At 63.9% G+C, this 19,445-nt stretch carries 16 protein-coding genes and 1 pseudogene; 5 read left to right on the plus strand and 12 right to left on the minus strand.

The window, feature by feature from the left end; all coding sequences use genetic code 11:
- Positions 1–2,237: YadA family autotransporter adhesin (locus F6X40_RS38780; RefSeq protein ID WP_187631520.1), on the plus strand; the 2,237-nt coding region annotated here is incomplete at its 5' end.
- Between the two features lie 237 nt (positions 2,238–2,474).
- Here F6X40_RS38780 and F6X40_RS38785 read toward each other — a convergent pair.
- Both F6X40_RS38785 and F6X40_RS38790 read right to left on the minus strand, forming a co-directional pair.
- Positions 2,475–3,193, minus strand: a pseudogene (locus F6X40_RS38785) (IS6 family transposase).
- A gap of 487 nt (positions 3,194–3,680) precedes the next feature.
- Entirely contained in the window at positions 3,681–4,697 is a 1,017-nt protein-coding gene (locus tag F6X40_RS38790; protein WP_187631521.1) for an IS110 family transposase, read from the minus strand.
- Between the two features lie 428 nt (positions 4,698–5,125).
- On the opposite strand from F6X40_RS38790, the gene F6X40_RS38795 reads away from it, so the two are divergent.
- Positions 5,126–6,250, plus strand: a complete 1,125-nt coding sequence (locus tag F6X40_RS38795) for an acyltransferase family protein (protein WP_187631522.1) — start codon at positions 5,126–5,128, stop codon at positions 6,248–6,250.
- Positions 6,251–6,341: 91 nt separating this feature from the next.
- Here the strand turns inward: F6X40_RS38795 and F6X40_RS38800 are convergent, their stop codons facing one another.
- The 3 genes from F6X40_RS38800 to F6X40_RS38810 all read right to left on the minus strand — a co-directional run bounded on the left by F6X40_RS38800 (position 6,342) and on the right by F6X40_RS38810 (position 9,487).
- The gene (locus F6X40_RS38800) at positions 6,342–8,240 is read right to left on the minus strand and encodes an ATP-dependent metallopeptidase FtsH/Yme1/Tma family protein (protein WP_187631523.1); all 1,899 of its coding nucleotides are present in this window, start codon (positions 8,238–8,240) and stop codon (positions 6,342–6,344) included.
- A gap of 588 nt (positions 8,241–8,828) precedes the next feature.
- Entirely contained in the window at positions 8,829–9,146 is a 318-nt protein-coding gene (locus tag F6X40_RS38805) for a hypothetical protein (protein ID WP_184064956.1), read from the minus strand.
- Positions 9,147–9,199: 53 nt separating this feature from the next.
- Positions 9,200–9,487 carry a hypothetical protein gene (locus F6X40_RS38810; protein WP_187631530.1) on the minus strand — a complete coding sequence of 96 codons (288 nt, stop codon included), beginning with the start codon at positions 9,485–9,487 and terminating at the stop codon, positions 9,200–9,202.
- An 82-nt stretch (positions 9,488–9,569) separates the two neighbouring features.
- Between F6X40_RS38810 and F6X40_RS38815 the strand changes: the two genes are divergently transcribed.
- Positions 9,570–10,418, plus strand: a complete 849-nt coding sequence (locus tag F6X40_RS38815) for a shikimate dehydrogenase family protein (protein WP_187631524.1) — start codon at positions 9,570–9,572, stop codon at positions 10,416–10,418.
- A 128-nt stretch (positions 10,419–10,546) separates the two neighbouring features.
- Complete coding sequence (locus F6X40_RS38820; RefSeq protein WP_187631525.1) at positions 10,547–11,194, plus strand: ABC transporter ATP-binding protein; 648 nt, start codon at positions 10,547–10,549, stop codon at positions 11,192–11,194.
- Positions 11,195–11,198: 4 nt separating this feature from the next.
- Here F6X40_RS38820 and F6X40_RS38825 read toward each other — a convergent pair whose 3' ends face one another.
- Both F6X40_RS38825 and F6X40_RS38830 read right to left on the minus strand, forming a co-directional pair.
- On the minus strand, positions 11,199–12,206 hold the full coding sequence (locus tag F6X40_RS38825; RefSeq protein WP_184064948.1) for a zinc-dependent alcohol dehydrogenase family protein: 1,008 nt from the start codon (positions 12,204–12,206) through the stop codon (positions 11,199–11,201).
- 129 nt (positions 12,207–12,335) lie between these two features.
- Positions 12,336–12,650, minus strand: a complete 315-nt coding sequence (locus tag F6X40_RS38830) for an antibiotic biosynthesis monooxygenase family protein (protein WP_184060459.1) — start codon at positions 12,648–12,650, stop codon at positions 12,336–12,338.
- Between the two features lie 190 nt (positions 12,651–12,840).
- Between F6X40_RS38830 and F6X40_RS38835 the strand changes: the two genes are divergently transcribed.
- Positions 12,841–13,236, plus strand: coding sequence for a DUF305 domain-containing protein (locus F6X40_RS38835; RefSeq protein WP_187631526.1), 396 nt, complete (start codon positions 12,841–12,843; stop codon positions 13,234–13,236).
- Between the two features lie 13 nt (positions 13,237–13,249).
- Here F6X40_RS38835 and F6X40_RS38840 read toward each other — a convergent pair whose 3' ends face one another.
- From F6X40_RS38840 to F6X40_RS38860, 5 genes are all read right to left on the minus strand, one after another.
- Positions 13,250–14,491 (minus strand): MFS transporter, encoded by a 1,242-nt coding sequence (locus F6X40_RS38840; protein ID WP_187631527.1) that lies wholly within the window; start codon positions 14,489–14,491, stop codon positions 13,250–13,252.
- Positions 14,492–14,625: 134 nt separating this feature from the next.
- Positions 14,626–15,240, minus strand: a complete 615-nt coding sequence (locus F6X40_RS38845; protein ID WP_184064936.1) for a class I SAM-dependent methyltransferase — start codon at positions 15,238–15,240, stop codon at positions 14,626–14,628.
- Between the two features lie 10 nt (positions 15,241–15,250).
- On the minus strand, positions 15,251–16,438 hold the full coding sequence (prpF, locus tag F6X40_RS38850) for a 2-methylaconitate cis-trans isomerase PrpF (RefSeq protein ID WP_187631528.1): 1,188 nt from the start codon (positions 16,436–16,438) through the stop codon (positions 15,251–15,253).
- 106 nt (positions 16,439–16,544) lie between these two features.
- The gene (gene acnD, locus F6X40_RS38855) at positions 16,545–19,142 is read right to left on the minus strand and encodes a Fe/S-dependent 2-methylisocitrate dehydratase AcnD (RefSeq protein ID WP_187631529.1); all 2,598 of its coding nucleotides are present in this window, start codon (positions 19,140–19,142) and stop codon (positions 16,545–16,547) included.
- A 112-nt stretch (positions 19,143–19,254) separates the two neighbouring features.
- Positions 19,255–19,445 (minus strand): citrate/2-methylcitrate synthase (locus tag F6X40_RS38860; RefSeq protein ID WP_316251885.1); only part of this gene is annotated, 191 nt, incomplete at its 5' end.

Genomic DNA, 19,445 nt, shown 5'->3' on the forward strand with positions numbered 1-19,445 from the left:
TGGACGGCGGCAGCGTCGGCCTGGTGCAGCAGGACGCGACCAGCAAGGCCATCACGGTGGCCAGGGACCTGGACGGCACGACGGTGGACTTCGGTGGCACCGATGGCGTGCGCTCGCTGAGCGGCGTGAAGGCCGGTGCGCTGAGCGACACCAGCACCGAAGCGGTGAACGGTTCGCAGCTGTACGCGACCAACCAGAACGTGACGACCAACACGACGAATATCGCCGCCAACACGACGAACGTTGCGGCCAACAAGACGGCGATCACCAGCATCGACGGCCGCGTGACCAACGTGGAAGGCTCGGTCACGAACCTGACGCAGCAACTGGACGGCGGCAGCGTCGGCCTGGTGCAGCAGGACGCGACCAGCAAGGCCATCACGGTGGCTAGGGACCTGGACGGCACGACGGTGGACTTCGGTGGCACTGAGGGCGCGCGCTCGCTGAGCGGCGTGAAGGCCGGTGCGCTGAGCGACACCAGCACCGAAGCGGTGAACGGTTCGCAGCTGCACGCGACCAACCAGAACGTGACGGCCAACACGACGGCGATCACCAGCATCGACGGCCGCGTGACCAACGTGGAAGGCTCGGTCACGAACCTGACGCAGCAACTGGACGGCGGCAGCGTCGGCCTGGTGCAGCAGGACGCGACCAGCAAGACCATCACGGTGGCCAGGGACCTGGACGGCACGACGGTGGACTTCAGTGGCACCGATGGCGCGCGCTCGCTGAGCGGCGTGAAGGCCGGTGCGCTGAGCGACACCAGCACCGAAGCGGTGAACGGTTCGCAGCTGCACGCGACCAACCAGAACGTGACGGCCAACACGGCCAGCATTGCGGCCAACACGACGAACATCGCCGACAACGCGACGAACGTTGCGGCCAACACGACGGCGATCACCAGCATCGACGGCCGCGTGACCAACGTGGAAGGCTCGGTCACGAACCTGACGCAGCAGCTGGACGGCGGCAGCGTCGGCCTGGTGAAGCAGGACGCGACCAGCAAGACCATCACGGTGGCCAGGGACCTGGACGGCACGACGGTAGACTTCGGTGGCACCGATGGCGCGCGCTCGCTGAGCGGCGTTGCCGACGGTGCGATTGCAGCGGGCAGCAAGGAAGCCGTCAACGGCAGCCAGCTGTATGCGAACTCGGCGAGCGTGGCCGCTGGTCTGGGTGGCGGCTCGACCGTGAACGCGGACGGCACGATCAGCGCACCGAGCTACAGCGTGGGCGGTACGACCGTGCATAGCGTAGGCGATGCCGTCACCAACCTGGATGACCGGGTCACGCAGAACACCACGGACATCACGAAGCTGCAGACCCAGGTGGGCGACGTCGGAACACAACTGTCGGGCGCGGTGCAGTACGACCGTAACGTTGACGGTTCGGTGAACTTCGGTTCCGTGACGCTGGGTGGTGGCCAGAGCGCAGGTCCGGTGATCCTGACCAATGTGGCGAACGGCACGAGCCAGTATGACGCGGTGAACTACGGCCAGCTGTCGGCGTTGCAGGACCAGGTGACGGATCTCAACGGCCAGGTGATGGATCTCGGTTCCCAGGTGTCGAACATCCAGCCGGTCACCCCGGATGTTTCGTCGTCGGACCGCAACAGTGAAGCAGTGGCTAACGCGGCGATGCCGGGTACCGGTGCGGGCAGCACGGTGGTTGGGGCAAACGCCAGCGCCGCAGCGGAGAACGCGGTGGCAGTGGGCACCAATGCGGCGGCGACCGGCGTCAACTCGACGGCGATCGGCACGGGCTCGCAGGCTGGCAATGCGAACTCGGTGGCGTTGGGTCAGGGCTCGGTGACGGATCGCGATAACTCGGTATCGGTGGGTTCAGCGGGTCACGAACGCCAGATCACCAACGTCGCAGCGGGTACGGCGGACACGGATGCAGTCAATGTCGGTCAGATGAACAGCTCGGTCGCACAAGGCGTTCAGCAGGCCAACAACTACACCGATCAGCGTATCAACGCGACCAACCAGGCGGTCAACAATCTCGCCAGGAACGCCTACTCGGGAATCGCCGCCGCTACCGCGCTGACGATGATTCCAGAAGTCGATCAAGGCAAGAAACTGTCGTTCGGTATCGCGGCAGCGACTTACAACGGTTATCAGGCGATCGCACTGGGCGGTACGGCTCGTATCAAGGACAACATCAAGGTGAAAGCGGGTGTTGGGATGTCCGCGGGTGGCACGACTGCCGGGATTGGTGCCTCGTATCAGTGGTAAGCGGTCGGCGGGAAAGGGTGCGTGTGCCCTCTCCCGCTTTTTCACGATCCCCAGACTTCTTTCGTGGGAACAAAGTGGCAGTTGAACTGCCCTTCTAGTCTTACCGTGTCACATAATTAGTTGCACAGTCTATTGCCGTACAGGAAGAGTGCCATCGTTGCGTGAGTCGTAGTCCAAGCAGGGGTGCTGTCACGTTAAATTATTCGCGACGCAATAGCGGAGAGGACAGACGCCTGCTCAGAAAACGGACGGAGTTTGGGTGGCCTCAGTGAAACAATGCCAGGCGGCGAAGCGTGTGGCGAGCTGTTTGCGGTAGAGTGAGGCGCGTAGCAGGTGTCGCTTGAGCGCGAAGTGCTGACGGATCGGACCGAAGCTCGATAAGAAAGCCTGCGTGCGTTCAGGATCGCGGAAGCCACGCATGCGTCGCTCACGTTCGCGCGTCGGCTGATGACTGTTTTCAGCTCGGTTATTGATTCGCGCGCTGGCTTTGACGAAAACGTGCTTCACATGAGCGAGCTCGGGAATCTCGGCTTTCGCCGCCGGATAGCTGCGCAGCTGGTCGGTCACGATCTTGCGCGGTGCTTCAGCACACGAGGCAAGCACGCGCTTGAAAAACCGCTTCGCCGCTGCCTTGTCGCGGCGCTTCTGTAGCAGGATATCGAGTTCACTCCCGTGTTGATCAACAGCGCGCCACAGCAGGTAAGGCTCGCCGCGCAACGTCACAAATACTTCGTCAAGGTGCCATGTCGTGCCGGGCTTGCGACGCGCCGCTTTCACACGGTGGGCGAAACGGGCACCGAATTTATCGCACCAGCGTCGGACTGTTTCGTAGCTGACGATAACCCCCGCTCGAATAGCAGCTCTTCGATATCACGCAGGCTGAGCTGAAACCTGAAATACCAGCGGACCGCGGAACTGATGACCGCCGCTGGAAAGCGATGACCGTGTAAAGCGATTTTTCATTCTTCATCACGCGATCTTACTCGAACATCTCAGCAACGTGACACCCATTAGCCGGCCCAAGTCAAGGCGCGAATTCATCCATCGCCGGATTGCAGTGGCGATGGTATTTCCATCGGCACTGCAATCCGGCGATGCTTTTCCGTTGTCTGTCATGCTGCCTACGGAGCCTGATCACATCCGCTTTCTCTCAGCTGGTTGCGAACCGAGTCGCACCAGACACCCATCGGGATCAAGCATGCCGCAGGTCTGCAGCCGCCCTGGCGACTATTGCCGCCCCAGAGAAACGTTGGTGCCAGGCGACGTCCAATGGGTTGCATCGCAGAGCCGTGGCTGTCACTTTCGCGACGCCAGTCAATTGTGGCTCATCGCCTGGGCGATCCGGTTTTTCGCAGACAGTGGGGCCGGCGCAGGAGCACGTCCAATCAGTAGCCCTGGCTGCAGGCCAGTCACGTTACTGGCTCGCCTCCATGCGTCGACCCGTCAGGCAAAACATCGCTTCACGTCAAACGGCTGGTGCTCACGCAACATGTGATAGCACGCGCGTGCCAGCTTGTGCGCCAGCGCCTTGATTGCGAGGATTCCATTCCTTGCGCGCTTCTTGCGCTCATAAAAACGCCTCGCCTGCGGGCAGTAGCGAATGGCATAGTTCGCCGCCTCGACAAACGCCCAGGCGAGGTACTTGTTTCCATTCTTCGTGTTGCCTTCGCCTTTCTTGCGGTTGTTGCTCTCCCGTCGGCTATCGACACAGCGACAATATGAGCTGAAATTGCCAACGTCGGCAAAGCGCGTGATGGCGCCCGTCTCTAGCATGATCGTTGTCGCCAGTACGGGGCCGACACCGGGTATCGACTTCAGCAGCGCATAATCCGGGCGCAGTTGTACACGCTCCATGAGTCGCTTCTGCAAGATGGCGATTTCCTCCTGCAGCGTGCGCATCACCGCCAGATTGGCCTGCATGGCGAGCGTCACGTCAGGCGCAAAACCGAGCGCATTTACCTGCTCGTCGCTCAGATGCTTGATCACTTCTCCGGTCATCCGCTGACCTGTCTGTCGGGAAAGCAGGTTTTCGATTGAGAGTATCTGTGCGGTCCGGCAGCGCACCAGTTGCATTCGTTTGCGCGAGAGGTCCCGTACTGGCCGCTCTTCTGCTGGATAAATGTAGCCTTCTGGCGATAGCCCCAGACGCAGGAGTTGCGCCAGATGGGCTGCATCGGTGAAGTCACCGCTGTATTTCAGGCCCTCGTACTGCCTGATTGCCGCTGGGTTCGCCAGATGGACCTGATAGCCATCCTCCATTAACTCATCCACCAGCCAGTACCAGTTGAACGTCGCTTCGATGACCACCCCGACCAGTTCGGGCCGGTACGGTGCCAGAGCGGCCCGAATCTGGAGCGCATCGTTCGGTAACCGCCGCTGGTAGACAACCCGGTCCGTTTCATCGCTGACCACGACCACACTGTTGTTCGAGTGCAGGTCGATTCCACTAAACTTGTTCATGCCGGCCTCCTGTGCGTCACGTCGGTGTTCGCACCTCCGACTCTACGCCAGCCGTTCGAGTCGAACGGAGGGGGCCGGCTATATGATTATCAGTGCCCATCAGCGTGCCGACCTGTGCGAACGACAAAAGACTCGATCGTTCAATGCATCACCTATGACGCAGGCGAAGGCGCTGACGATCCGCCTCTAATGTTCGCTTTCACAACGGCTTTCTGAAATGGAGTCGTTGGCGACTGGTAATACTCGGCGCGTCTTTAGCGAACACGCGGAAAGTTTTGCGGCTTTTCATGCACGAAACAGGGACACCCGTCTTCATGGATGGACGCGAGCCTCGAAAATAAATCATCGAACGCGCGCTGCGATTTTTTTCGCATTTTTTCCCCGTACGATGTTTTCGTGCTTTTCCGCCGCTTTGCGAATAGAGGTCTATGAAAAACAGAATTGCCGGATTCGATGGATTGCGCGCGATCGCTGTGCTGATGGTGTTTCTGCAGCATCGACTCTTCGGCGACATCGGCGAAATCGGGCATCTCGGCGTGTGGATCTTCTTTGCGCTGAGCGGCTTTCTGATCATCGGCATCCTGTCGTCGCGGCGCGCGCGCATCGAAGAGGGCGACAGCTGTTTCCGCACCGAACTCGGGCGCTTTCTGTTTCGTCGCACGGTGCGCATCTTTCCGATCTATTACCTGATGCTCGTCGTGATGTGCGTGCTGATGGCATTCGGCCTCGCGAATCCGGAACTGGCGAGCGGCATGCCGTTTCACTTCGCGTATCTGTCCAACTTCTGGATCGGCTCGGTGCTGCGTTACTGGCCGGGCCGCTATTCGCACTTGTGGAGCCTCGCGATCGAGGAGCAGTTCTATCTCGTCGTTGCGCCGTTTTTGCTGCTGCTCGCGACGCGGCGACATCGAGCGGCATGTTGGGCGATCGTGGCGCTCGGCCTTGCCGCGCTGTTCGCGATGCGCGCCGCGCATTGGGATGAGATCACGATCTATACGCACCCGTTGAGCAATGTCTGGTTGCTCGCGTTGGGCGGCATCGGTGGTCTGGTGATCGAGGACGATCGCGGCCGCGTGCGTGCCTGGCTCGGTCGTGGCCTGACGCTGTTCGCGCTGAGTCTGGTCGTGATCGGTTTGTGCGCGGCCGAGCCGAGGTGGAACATGCTCGACGATCCCTTGCTGTTTACCGCGATCAGCGCAACGTACGGGATCGGTATCGCGGCGCTGGTGGCTTCGATCGCGTGTTGCCGCAATGCTGCCGTGATGGGTCTGCTACAGACGCGTTGGCTCGCCGGTCTTGGGCGTATCAGTTACGGCTTCTATCTGTATCACAACCTGATCCCCGATCTGACGCGTAACCGTCACGCCGAGGCGTTGTTTGGCGGCACCGTGCCGATGTGGGCACATATGCTTGGCATCGTCGCGTCGTTTGCGATTTCGCTTGGCATTGCGGTGCTGTCGTGGCGGTTGATCGAGGCGCCGATTTTGCGAGTGAAGGCGCGCGGCGAATCGGTATTGAAAGCGGCGGAGAACGTCGCTTCCGACGTAGCCTGAAAGATCGAACCAGGTCGATGCGCGAGGCGCTTTCCCGCGATGCCGACCGACCCGGGATCGTCGGACTTCGCGTAGTGCATCATCAGGCCCGTCAAGCCGCCGCAGGCTCGTGCACGATCTTCAGCGTGCTCTTGTGCTCGGCGATGAACCGATAAACGGTGTCCCCGGGTACGGTCTCGTGCTCGAGCAACTGGTCCGAAATGTCGCGCAGTACCGGCTCGTACGCGTGCAGTAGCCCGTAGCAAAGTTCGTTGAGTTCCTTGAGCAGCACGTTCGCATGCTCGATTGCGCTCTTCATTTGCAGGCCCGCATACTGCGACGGCAGCGCCGCGAGACTGAACAGATCGCCGTCGCGGTTGAAGCCGAACTTCGACACCATGTCGAGGCTGATACGCGAGGCCTCCTGCAAGTCCGACGCGGCGCCGCTCGATGCTTCGGAGAACATCAGAATCTCCGCGTTGCGTCCGCCGAGCAGCACCTGGATCTCGTTGCGGATTTCCGTTTCGCGGTACAGGTGCTTGTCCTGCGCCTTCGTGATCAGCGCGACGCCAAGCGCGCCGCCACGCGGCAGAATCGTCACTTCCTCGAGCACGCCGGTGCCAAGCAGCGCCGCGACCAGACCATGACCCGCCTCATGCACCGCGATGCGCCTGCGCTCGTCCTCGGTGAGCGCGCGCTCGGCGCCGCTCACGTCGCCGATGCGCGCGATCTTGATCGCTTCCATGAAGTGCTTCGCGGCGATTTCGTTATCGCCCGCCTTGCGCGCGATCAGCCCCGCCTGATTCACGACCATCGCGACGGTGGCCGGCGACAGGCCGGTCGTCAAACGCGCGAGCTGGTCGTAGTCGATATCTGCCGCTTTCGACTTCAGCCGCTGCGCGTAGAAACGGAAAATCTTGGCGCGGTCTTCGCGATCCGGCAGACGCACCTGCACCGTGCGATCGAAACGGCCGGGGCGGCGCAATGCTTCGTCGAGATTGTCGGGATGGTTGGTCGCGGCCACGACGATCACGCCCTCGTTCGACTCGAAGCCGTCCATCTCCGCGAGCAGCTGGTTGATGATCCGGTTGCTTTCGGCTTCGACCGGACCACCGCCGGTGTCGGTTCGTTTCGCGAGACCGTCCGCTTCGTCGATGAAGATGACCGTCGGCGCGTTCTTGCGCGCGAGTTCGAACAGGTGCCGCACCTTCTGGATACCGACACCGTAGTACTTCGCGCTGAAATAGCTGCCCGTGATCGAAATGAAGTTCGCGCCGCATTCGCCGGCCAGCGCCTGAGCGAGCCGCGTCTTGCCGACGCCGGGCGCGCCGACCATCAGGATGCCGCACGGCGCGCGCACGCCCAGCGACGAGAACTGCTTCGGATCGGACAGGTAACCGCGAATGTCGGCGAGCGCGGCCTTCGCTTCGTTCGCGCCGATCACGTCGTCGAAACGCAGCGTCGGTGTTTCGCTGAGCAGCTTCGCGCCGCCCTTCATCTCGCGTCGCATGAACCACGCCATGCCGCCGATCAGCGCGAGCGGCAGCAGCACGCTCAGCGCGTCGCGGAACTGTTCGAACAGCTGGGTCCAGCGTGCGCCGTCGCTGTGGATGTCGACGTCGGGCAGCCATACGAGCTGATACGCGGCGGCGTCGGAGCGCTCGCCCAGCAGCAGCGCGTGCGAGAAGGTTGCGTTGTGATCGGTGACGAAGTACTTCGAGCCGTCACGCAGCGACACCAGAATCGCGTTGGGACTCACGCCGATCGCCGCGACGTTGGTGTCGTGAATGTCGCGCAGCATCGTGGACGCATCCTTCTCCGCATGCGTCCACGCGGATGCATCGTGACGCATCTGGCTCGCAATGCCGCTCAGCGCCGGCGCCTGCGGCTCGGCGCGATGCTGGATATACCAGACGCCCCAACCGACGAACACCGCGATCAGCACCGCCATAGCCGCCACCGCAATTTTGCGTGCGCGCTTTTTCCCAAGCGAATTATTTCCCGGCTTCATGAGTCATTTCCAAAATGCGGACTTGAACAAGCCCTTACTTAATCAAGCTGTCTGTCAAACTTACCTGTCGAAATCGGAAGGCGGAGTCCGCGGAAAATCGGCTGGGGGCGAAGCGCCACACGGCGAGGCTCAAAGGACAATTCAGAAGGACGACGATCTGTGCGTCCCGGTGAGCCGCGTTAGCCGAAGGCAGTATGCCGGCGGTACGCTTCCGTCAAAGTCGCGGAAAAGGCCTTTGTACCGTCTATCCGGCCATCGACACGCCGGAAGGGGACGCGGGAATCGCGCGTAGGGCGTCGCCACCTTGGCTCCGGCGCACAGTTTATCAGCGTAAAAAGCGGCGCGTGTTTTTAAATGTCTATATCTAACCGCACCCCAATTAAAATCAGTCAGAATTACTGACAAAGGCGCAATTTAGACAGACCTAAATGATCTGAAAATAGGCCACGATTAAGTCAGGATTTTCGAATCGGCTGGCAATACCGGCGGATGAGCGACGGGTCTCTGTGGACCCGTTCGCGTCATCGCCACTTTTCTCTCAGGTTCTGCTTCTTGGGCGCCGGCGCCGAGCGGCATCGACGGTTCTTTCTACGCTGCACTTCTTTCGGTCTTCGCGGACGACTCCGACATCTCAGGCCGCCGTGCGCCGCTGGCCCGAGCCTGCAAGCGCAACATGTCGCGCAGCTTCGCGATGCGCGCGCGCTGATTCTGGATCAGATGATGCGTGTCCTCGAGCGCGCGAATACGCCGCTCCCAATAGACGTGGTCGAGTTCACCGGATTGCGCGGCGCCCTTGCGCGCCACGAAGGCAAGCACACTCTCGAGATGCTGCAAGTGGCCATCCGCGAATCTGGCCGGAAGCCGCCCGCCGCATTGCGCGGCTGCTTGCCTGTTGGTGAGGCTCATCTTCGCTCCCCCGCGTCCTGCCTGTTGGCCTGATGACTTCGCCGCATCGATCGCTAAAGTCGAAAGCGATCTGCAATCTGACCGTTTGACCATAGCGCAGTTTTTGGATGCGGCTTGACCGTGCGTCTCAAAATAGGGCGCGGGCGTGAGAAATGCCGACTGGTATGGCCCGTCTTTGCGCGCTGAAACAGCTCGTCGCGCGGGATTGCCGCACTCGCATCGCGGCGACCAGGCGCGATGCCGGGCTCAAGGTAGACACCACCCATCACCGATTTTTCGTTCTGCTGCCCGTTCTGACTCAGCGTGATGCCGTCGATCGCGCCGCTTGCATTCGTGCGCAACGCTTCGAGCCGACAACAGGCAACACATGGCGCCCGCCATCGGGCACGATGCATAGGGGCACCCATTTCAGGAGATTCGACCATGCAGCCGGCTGAAACCCCTTCCTTCGCGGCGTCGCTCGACGCGGGTCTGAGCGGCGCGACGCGCGTGTATTTCATCGTCGGCGATCCGATTGCGCAGGTGCGCTCGCCGTCCGGCGTGACCGCCGCGTTGCGTTCGGCCGGCCGCGATGCGCTGGTGGTGCCCGCGCACGTCGCGCCAGCCGATCTGCCGGCTTTTTTCGCGGGCATCGCGCCGATGCGCAACGTCGACGGCGTGATCATCACGGTGCCGCACAAATTCACCGCGGCGAGCTATTGCCTGACGCTCGCCGAAGAAGCCGCGTTCCTTGGCGCGGTCAACACGCTGCGCCGCAACGCCGATGGCGGCTGGCATGGCGGCATGTTCGACGGCACCGGCTTCGTTGCGGCGCTCGTCGCGGCGGGCTGCGAACTACAGGGCAAGCGCGCGCTGCTGGTCGGCGCGGGCGGCGCGGGCTCGGCGATCGGCCATGCGCTGATTCAGCGCGGCGTCGGCTCGCTCGACGTGCGCGACAACGACGTCGAACGCACCGGTTCGCTGACCGCACGGCTCAATGCGCTCGGCCGAGGCAAGGCGCGCGGTGCGGCGGCCGACCTCGACCCGAGTCCGTATGACGTGGTCGTCAACGCATCGCCGCTCGGCATGCGCGCGGGCGATTCCTTGCCGATCGACGTCGCGCGCTTGCCGGCCAAGACTTTTGTCGGCGATGTCGTAACGAAACCGCCACTTACGCCGCTGATCGAAGCGGCACGCGCGCGCGGTTGCCCGACCGTGACGGGCACGCAGATGTTCGAACGCGTGTGTGATCGAATGGTGGAATTCTTGCTGGAGACGCCGACGTCTACGTAACGGCGCGAAGCAACCAGGCGCGCGCTGCTACACTGGCGCGAAATTGCCGTGCCGAAGATCCCGCACGGCATGCACGAGGCGTGGCGCAATCCTGCGCCGCGTTCACATCGCCCTCTGCGCGCCAACCCATGCTTCGATTCGACAACCTCAGCAAGCGCTATAGCGACCGTGTCCTGTTCGAAGGACTGCACTTCGACGCGACGTCCGGCTGCGTCGCGTTGAACGATGAATCCGGCAGCGGCAAATCGACGTTGCTCGCCATCCTCGCCGGCGCGCTCGAACCCGACACCGGCGACGTATGGCTCGGCGGTCATTCGCTGCGCGCCGCGCCGCATGCCGCGCAAGCGCTGCTCACGTATGTGCCGGAAGACAGCATGAGCTGGCCCGATCAGACCGGCCGCGATTATCTGCGGCAGGTTGCGGCGGCGCGGCACACCGCGCTGACCGACGACGTGCTCGCGCTCGCCGAACGCTTCGGCCTCGCGCCGCATCTGGACAAACGTTTCGAGCAGATGTCGTATGGCAACCGCAAAAAGGTGTTTCTGACGGCGGCCGCGCTCGGCGAAACCCGCGTGCTGATCGCCGACGAACCGGCCGGCGGACTCGACGCGTCGGCGCGCGCGGTGCTCGCCGAGCTGTTCAGAATGCTCGGCACGACGCGCACGGTGTTTTTCACGAGTTACGACGAAGGGTTCACGCAGGCCTGCGAGGCGACGGGTGTCAGTTTCGCGGACCTAGCGATCCCGCGGGTCATGCGGGCCGGGCGCGAGCGTTGAATCCTCAGATCGCCACACAAATCTTGCCGAAGTGCGCACCCGATGCCTCGTGCCGGAACGCGTCGGCGAGCTTGTCCAGCGCGAACGTGCTGTCGATCACCGGCTTGATGCCCGTGGTCTCCAGCGCGCGCACCATGTCGATCTGATCCTGCCGGCTGCCGACGATCAGCCCTTGCAGACGCTGTTGCCGCGCCATCAGATGCGCGGTCGGCACCTGACCCGCGCGGCCGGTCAGCACGCCGATCAGCGCGATGTGCCCGCCGATGCGGCATGCGGTGATCGACTGCGGCAACGTGCCGGGACCACCCACCTCGATCACGTGATCGACGCCGCGCCCGTTGGTGATGTGACGCACTTCTTTGCCCCACTCGGGATTGTCGCGATAGTTGATCGTATGGTCGGCACCCAGTTCGCGCAGCTTCGCGAGCTTCGCATTCGACGACGACGTCGCGATCACCGAGGCCCCCATCGCCCTCGCCATCTGCAAGCCGAAGATCGACACGCCGCCGGTGCCGAGCACGAGCACGCTGCTGCCTGCCTTCAACTGACCATCGACGACCAGCGCGCGCCACGCGGTCAGCCCCGCCGTGGTCAGCGTCGCCGCTTCGGCGTGGCTGTAGCCGGCCGGCGCGCGCGTGAAGTAGTGGCTCGGCAGCACCACGACTTCGCGCGCGTAGCCGTCGACGCCGTCGCCGGGGGTGGTCGAAAAATCGCCGATCGCGGGCGAACCGTTTTCCCAGTGTGGGAAGAAGCAGGACACGACGTGATCGCCGGCCTTGAATTCGCGCACGCCTGCGCCGACCGCTTCGACGACGCCCGCGCCATCGGCCATCGGGATGCGGCCCGCTTCGGCCGGCAGATTGCCGCAGACGACGCCGTAGTCGTGGTAGTTCAACGAACTAGCGCGAATGCGCACGCGAATCTGCCCGGCCTCGGGCTGACCGGGATCGGCGAGATCGACGACCTGCAGGCTATCGACTGTGGCGGGAGAACCGATTCTGACGGCTTTCATGTTTTCGATCCTTGGTGAGTGGTGCGCTGCCGTGAGCAGCTCGATGTCCACGCGCGATGCGCGTCGGATGTGCATGCGCCATGCCCGCGCGAATGCGAACCGGCATGCAGGCGCCGCGCGAGCACCGCGCTATTTGACGGTCTGAATGACTTCGAAGCCTTCGAATTCCGGGTGGCCGAGATACAGCACGCGGCTTTCGTTACCGGCACTGCGATGCGCGGCACGAAACGCGTCGGACTTCGTCCATGTCTCGAACGATGCATGGTCGCGCCAGATCGTATGGCTCGAATAGAGCACGTGATCGTCCTTGCGCGGTCCCTTCAGCAAATGAAATTCGACGAAGCCCGGCACCTCTTTCAGATGGGTGTCGCGCGTGGTCCAAAGATGTTCGAAGGCGTCCTCGGAGCCGGGCGCCACCTTGAAGCGGTTCATCGCGATGTACATGCTGTCAGCCTCGTTGAGTGAGTGATGCTGCCAATGATGCTGGCTTGGTCATCCGGTCGCGTTTCATTATAGGCGTGCGTTGCTTTGCCTTCGCTTGACCTTACCACGGCAGGAAGCTCCACGATGTCCGACGTGACCGTTAGAATCGCGCGGATCACGTCGCCACTCTCTTCAACAACGGAAAACCAATATGAAAAACCTTCGCGCGTTGCGCGCTCTCTGTGTGTTCGTCGGTTTGGCATTCGCGGCGGCGGCTCTGCCCGCTCACGCGCAACATCAGGGCAGGCCCGGCATGGACATGCCGGATTCGGCGCATACCGACGCGGGCGCATCGACGCATGCCTTCAAGGCCGCCGACGAGCGCATGATGCATGAGATGAGCGCCCCCGAATACACCGGCGACGCCGACCGGGATTTCGTCGCGCACATGATCCCGCATCACCAGGGCGCGATCGAGATGGCGCAGGCGGAGTTGAAATACGGCAAGGACCCGGAGATCAAGCGGCTCGCGCGCAACATCATCAAGGCGCAGCATGACGAGATCGCGTTCATGCAGCGCTGGCAGGAAAAGCACGACGGCAAGTAACGCAGCGCGAGCATCACCAGCGTGGCTGCTTGCGCAACAGCGGCGACATCGCGATCAGACCGATGATCGGCCCAGGCAGCAGCAGCCATGCGACGCGCACGTCGAGCGCGTGAAATACGCTGGTCGACCACAGGATCGAGCATGCGGACAGGAAAAAGCCGAAGCTGTTCTGCAGCGTCAGCGCGCCGCCGATCTTGTCGGCGGGACAGGCCTTCACGGACAGCGCCGAAAACTGCGGCGAATCCGCGATCACGCTGATGCCCCACACGAGTAGCAGCGCCAGTTGCGCGGCGGTGCCGAACCCGGTGGTCAGCGGATAAATCGCGCACAGCGTGCCGGATATCGTCAGCGCGAGAGCGGCGGTGCGCGCGCTGCCGACCACCTGGCTGAGTCTGCCGCCGAACAGGCAGCCGAGCGCACCGATCGCGATGATCAGGAACGACCACAACGCGACGGTGCCCGGCGCCGCCGGCGCCCCGCTCGCGAACGCGCGCTGCACGAGCAGCGGCGTCAGCGTCCAGAACGCGTACAACTCCCACATGTGACCGAAATAGCCGAGCGCGGCCGAGCGAAACTCGCTGATGCGCACGACCTGCCCGACGCCCGCCGACAAACCGAAGCGTCGGCTGCCCGAGCGCCGCGCGTGCGGCCCTTCGCCGAGCACGAACACCAGCAGCGCGCCGATCACCGCGAGTCCGGACGAAGTGAGCACCACGGTTTGCCACGGCACGCTCGACAGCAACGCACGAATCGCATGCACCGACGCCGTGCCGAGCGTCAGCATCGCAACGAGCAACGCGAGCGTCTGCGCGGCGCGGCGCGGGTCCCACGTAACGAGCAGCTTCATGCCGAGCGGATAGATGCCGGCAAGCGCGACGCCCACGCCGAAGCGAAACACGAGCGCCGACGCGAGCCCGCTGCTGCACAGCGCGAACAGCGCATTCAAGGTCGCGCCGAGCACGCCGCAGACGGCGAACACCTTGCTCGCCGACACGCGATCCGCGAGTCCGGTGGTCGCCGACAGCAAGGTCCCGACGATAAAGCCAGCCTGCACCGCATTCGTCAGCCAGCCGATACCGGACGCGCTCAGATGCCAGGCGATCTGCAGATCGCGCATCGCGCCGTTCGCGCTGAACCACAACGACGTACCGAGCAATTGCGCAATCGCGATCACGAGCACCGCGCGTCTCGCGCGCGCGATGTCGTGCGCCGCGTCGCCGGACTTCGTTGCGTCGGCGTCCAGCCTGTTCTGCATCGTGGCTCCTCTGCGTCGGGACTGAGTCGGCCGCTGGGGAGTGGTTATGAGTGCGCGGCCGGAGCGGCCATTGTAGACGACGCGAAGGTTTGCATCGGCGAAGGCGGCGGCGGTGGCGCGCCTGGATCGGGGGGTCAACGGAACACGAGTCGCGTCCACGTCACGCCGCTGTCGCGGTTGGCCTTCTGAACCGATGGCGTGCGCAACTCGCGCACGAGTCGCAGGCCTTGCTCGCTCGCCAGCCGGATCGTCTCATCGGGGGTAACGTCGAACATGCGGCGGCCGGCGGGCACCGGTCCGTGCCGCAGCGACATGATCAACACGCCGCCGTCGCGCAGCAACGACGCAACGCGCGGCATCGCGCGTTCGCGCTGCCGCGCATCGAGATGCATCCAGACCGCGGTGAGCATGACTACGTCGAAAGTGATGCGCTTCGACTTCGCTAGCACGACAGCGAGATCAGGCAGGCTATCGTCAAGCCACTCGATGCGCGTCGACGCATGCAGCTCGCGCGCCGCGTTGCGCAATGCGTCGACCGGTTCGACCGCGAGCACCGTATGCCCCATCGCCGCGAGCGCGGCCGCGTCCGTGCCGATGCCCGCGCCGATATCGACGATGCGCGACGGCGCCTGCGGTATCCAGTCGAGAATCGGCCGATGCCGATCGCCGAACGACAGCGTGCGCCATCGCTCGATCAGCGCGGCGGCCTGCTCTACGTAGCCTTCCGTGCCGCTGACGTTGGCCGACATCGGCGCCGCCTCAGCCCTGTTGCGGCACCCTGACCCACCCCTCCATCAACACGCGCGCGCTGCGGCTCATGATCGCCTTCGTGACGACCCACTCGTCGTCCTTCCGACTCGCCTGCGCGCCGACGCGCAACGTGCCCGACGGATGCCCGAAGCGCACCGACTCACGCTCGCCGCCGCCCGCCGCCTGATTGACGAGCGTGCCCGCGATCGCCGCCGCGGTGCCGATCGCGACCGCCGCCGTGCCCATCATCGCGTGATGCAGCTTGCCCATCGACATCGCGCGCACCAACAGGTCGACGTCGCCCGCGCGCACCGGCTTACCGCTCGACGCCACGTAATCGACCGGCTTCGCGACGAATGCGACCTTCGGCGTGTGCTGCCGCGTCGCGATCTCGTCCAGATGTTTGATCAGCCCCATGCGCAGCGCACCGTGGGCGCGAATCGTCTCGAACATCGCGAGCGCCTTCGCGTCGCTGTTGATCGCGTCCTGCAACTCCGTGCCCTTGTAGCCGATCGCTTCGGCGTCGACGAAGATCGTCGGGATGCCCGCGTTGATCATCGTCGCCTTCAACGTGCCGACGCCTGGCACTTCCAGGTCGTCGACGAGGTTGCCGGTCGGGAACATCGCGCCGCCCGCGCCTTCTTCGTCGGCGGCCGGGTCCATGAATTCGAGCGGCACTTCGGCGGCCGGAAAGGTCACGCCGTCGAGTTCGAAGTCGCCGGTTTCCTGCACCGCGCCATCGCTCATCGGCACGTGCGCGATGATCGTCTTGCCGATATTGGCCTGCCAGATGCGCACGATCGCGACGCCGTCACGCGGCACGCGGCTCGCCTCGACGAGGCCCGCGCTGATCGCGAACGGTCCCACCGCGGCCGACAGGTTGCCGCAATTGCCGCTCCAGTCGACGAACGCCTTGTCGATCGACACCTGACCGAACAGATAATCGACGTCGTGATCGGGCCGGCTGCTGCGCGAAACGATCACGGTCTTGCTGGTGCTCGACGTCGCGCCGCCCATGCCGTCGATCTGCTTGCCATACGGATCGGGACTGCCGATCACGCGCATCAGCAGCGCGTCGCGCGCGGCGCCCGGTCGCTGCGCGGCCTCGGGCAGATCCTGCAGACGGAAAAACACGCCCTTGCTGGTGCCGCCGCGCATATAGGTGGCCGGAATCTTGATCTGGGGAAGGTGGGCCATGAAGGTGTCCTGAGGTGACATGTTCTTTGATGAAGGGCGATGCGGCTCGTCAAGCCGCATCGCCCTGGTCTGTTGCGACGTTCACTGCAAAACGCGCATCTACCCGTCAAGCCGCCGCTCTGGTCGACTCGAGAAAGTCCTGCGCGAAACGCTGCAGCACGCCACCGGCCTCGTAGATCGACAGCTCTTCGGCCGTATCGAGCCGGCACGTCACCGGCACTTCGACGCGCTCGCCGTTGCGGCGATGAATCACCAGCGTCAGATCGGCGCGCGACTTGCGCTCGCCGATCACGTCGAACGTCTCGGTACCGTCGATGCCGAGCGTCAGGCGATTCACGCCGGGCTTGAATTCGAGCGGGAGCACGCCCATGCCGACGAGGTTCGTGCGGTGAATCCGCTCGAAGCCTTCCGCGACGATCGCTTCGGTGCCGGCCAGCCGCACGCCCTTCGCGGCCCAGTCGCGCGACGAACCCTGGCCATAGTCGGCGCCCGCGATCACGATCAGCGGCTGCTTGCGCTCCATATACGTTTCGATCGCTTCCCACATGCGCGTGACCTTGCCCTCGGGCTCGATGCGCGCGAGCGAACCGGCCTTCACCTGGCCATTCTCCAGCACCATCTCGTTCTTCAGCGTCGGGTTCGCGAAGGTCGCGCGCTGCGCGGTCAAATGATCGCCGCGGTGCGTCGCGTACGAATTGAAGTCCTCTTCGGGCAGGCCCATTTTCGTCAGGTATTCGCCGGCCGCGCTGTCGGGCAGAATCGCGTTCGACGGCGACAGGTGGTCCGTCGTGATGTTGTCGCCGAGCACGGCCAACGCGCGCATGCCCTTCAGCGTGCGCTCGCCGGCGAGCGCGCCTTCCCAGTACGGCGGACGGCGAATATAGGTGCTTTCTTCGCGCCAGTCGTACAGCGGGTCGGCCTTCGCGCCTGTGTCGGGGGAGACCGCGAACATCGGTTCATACACTTTGCGGAATTGCTCGGGCTTCACGCTCGCGGCGACGATCGCATCGATCTCCGCATCCGACGGCCACAGATCTTTCAGCGTGACCGCATGACCGTCCGCATCGACGCCGAGCACGTCCTTCTCGATGTCGAAGCGGATCGTGCCCGCGATCGCATAGGCGACGACCAGCGGCGGCGACGCGAGAAAAGCCTGCTTCGCATACGGATGGATCCGGCCGTCGAAGTTGCGGTTGCCCGACAGCACGGCGGTCGCATACAGATCGCGCTCGATCACTTCCTTCTGGATCACCGGGTCCAACGCGCCGGACATGCCGTTGCACGACGTGCACGCATACGCGACCACGCCGAAGCCGAGCTGTTCGAGTTCAGGCAAGAGCCCTGCCTCTTCCAGATACAGCGTGACCGCCTTCGAGCCCGGCGCGAGCGAGCTCTTGACCCACGGCTTGCGCACGAGTCCACGCCGGTTCGCGTTGCGTGCGACCAGGCCCGCCGCGATCATGTTGCGCGGATTGTTCGTGTTGGTGCAGCTCGTGATCGCGGCGATGATCACCGCGCCGTCCGGCATCAGACCGGGCTCGTTCTCGACCTTGCCGCTGACGCCGCGCGCGGCCAGCTCCGACACCGGCAAGCGGCGATGCGGATTCGACGGCCCCGCGAGCGTGCGCACCACGCTCGACAGATCGAACTCGAGCACGCGCTCGTATTCGGCGTGCTTCAGCGTATCGGCCCACAAGCCGGTTTGCTTCGCATAGGTTTCCACGAGTTTGACGAGTTCGTCGTCGCGGCCGGTCAGCTTCAGGTAGCGGATCGTCTGCTCGTCGATGTAAAACATCGCGGCGGTCGCGCCGAACTCGGGCGCCATGTTCGCGATCGTCGCGCGATCGCCCAAGGTCAAATTCGCGGCGCCCTCGCCGTAAAACTCGAGGTACGCGCCGACCACCTTCTCTTTGCGCAAGAACTCGGTCAACGACAGAACCACGTCGGTCGCGGTAATGCCCTCGCCCGGCTTGCCGCCCAGCTCCACGCCGACGATATCGGGCAGCCGCATGTACGACGCGCGGCCGAGCATCACGCTCTCCGCTTCGAGGCCGCCGACGCCGATCGCGATCACGCCGAGCGCATCGACCATCGGCGTATGCGAGTCGGTGCCGACCAGCGTGTCGGGAAACGCGACACCGTCCTTCACCTGCACGACCGGGCTCATGCGTTCGAGGTTGATCTGATGCAGGATGCCGTTGCCCGGCGGAATCACGTCGACGTTGCGGAACGCGCGCTTGGTCCAGTTGATGAAATCGAAGCGGTCTTCGTTGCGGCGATCTTCGATCGCGCGATTCTTCGCGAACGCATCCGGATCGAAACCGCCGCACTCCACGGCCAGCGAGTGATCGACGACCAGTTGCGTCGGCACCACCGGATTCACGAGCGCCGGATCGCCGCCTTGCGCGGCGATCGCATCGCGCAGACCCGCCAGATCGACGAGAGCGGTCTGGCCGAGAATGTCGTGGCACACGACGCGCGCCGGGAACCACGGAAAATCGAGCTCGCGCTTGCGCTCGATGATCTGTTTCAGCGAAGCGGTCAGCGTCACCGGGTCGCAGCGGCGCACCAGGTTTTCGGCGAGCACGCGTGACGTGTACGGCAGCTTGTCGTAAGCGCCGGGCTCGATCTTGTCGACCGCGGCACGCGTATCGAAGAAGTCGAGCTCGGTGCCCGGAAGGCGTTTGCGGTTGGCAGTATTCATGACGTAGGGACAGGACGGTTATCGGCCGCCGGACGGTATGCCGGCGGCGTCGGGCGGCGCTTCGCTCGCGCGCCGGCCGGACAGTGCGGGTAGTTTAGCTCGCGGCCTCAGGTCAAACGCGCTTCGCCAGCGGCACGAACGGCAGATCGTCCGGACCGGTGTAATTCGCGCTCGGACGGATGATCTTGTTGTCGACGCGCTGCTCGATGATGTGCGCGCTCCATCCTGCCGTACGCGAGATCACGAACAGCGGCGTGAACATCGCGGTCGGCACGCCCATCATGTGATACGACACCGCGCTGA

The organism is Paraburkholderia sp. UCT31 (assembly GCF_014397655.1).
Taxonomy (GTDB): Bacteria; Pseudomonadota; Gammaproteobacteria; order Burkholderiales; family Burkholderiaceae; genus Paraburkholderia; species Paraburkholderia tuberum.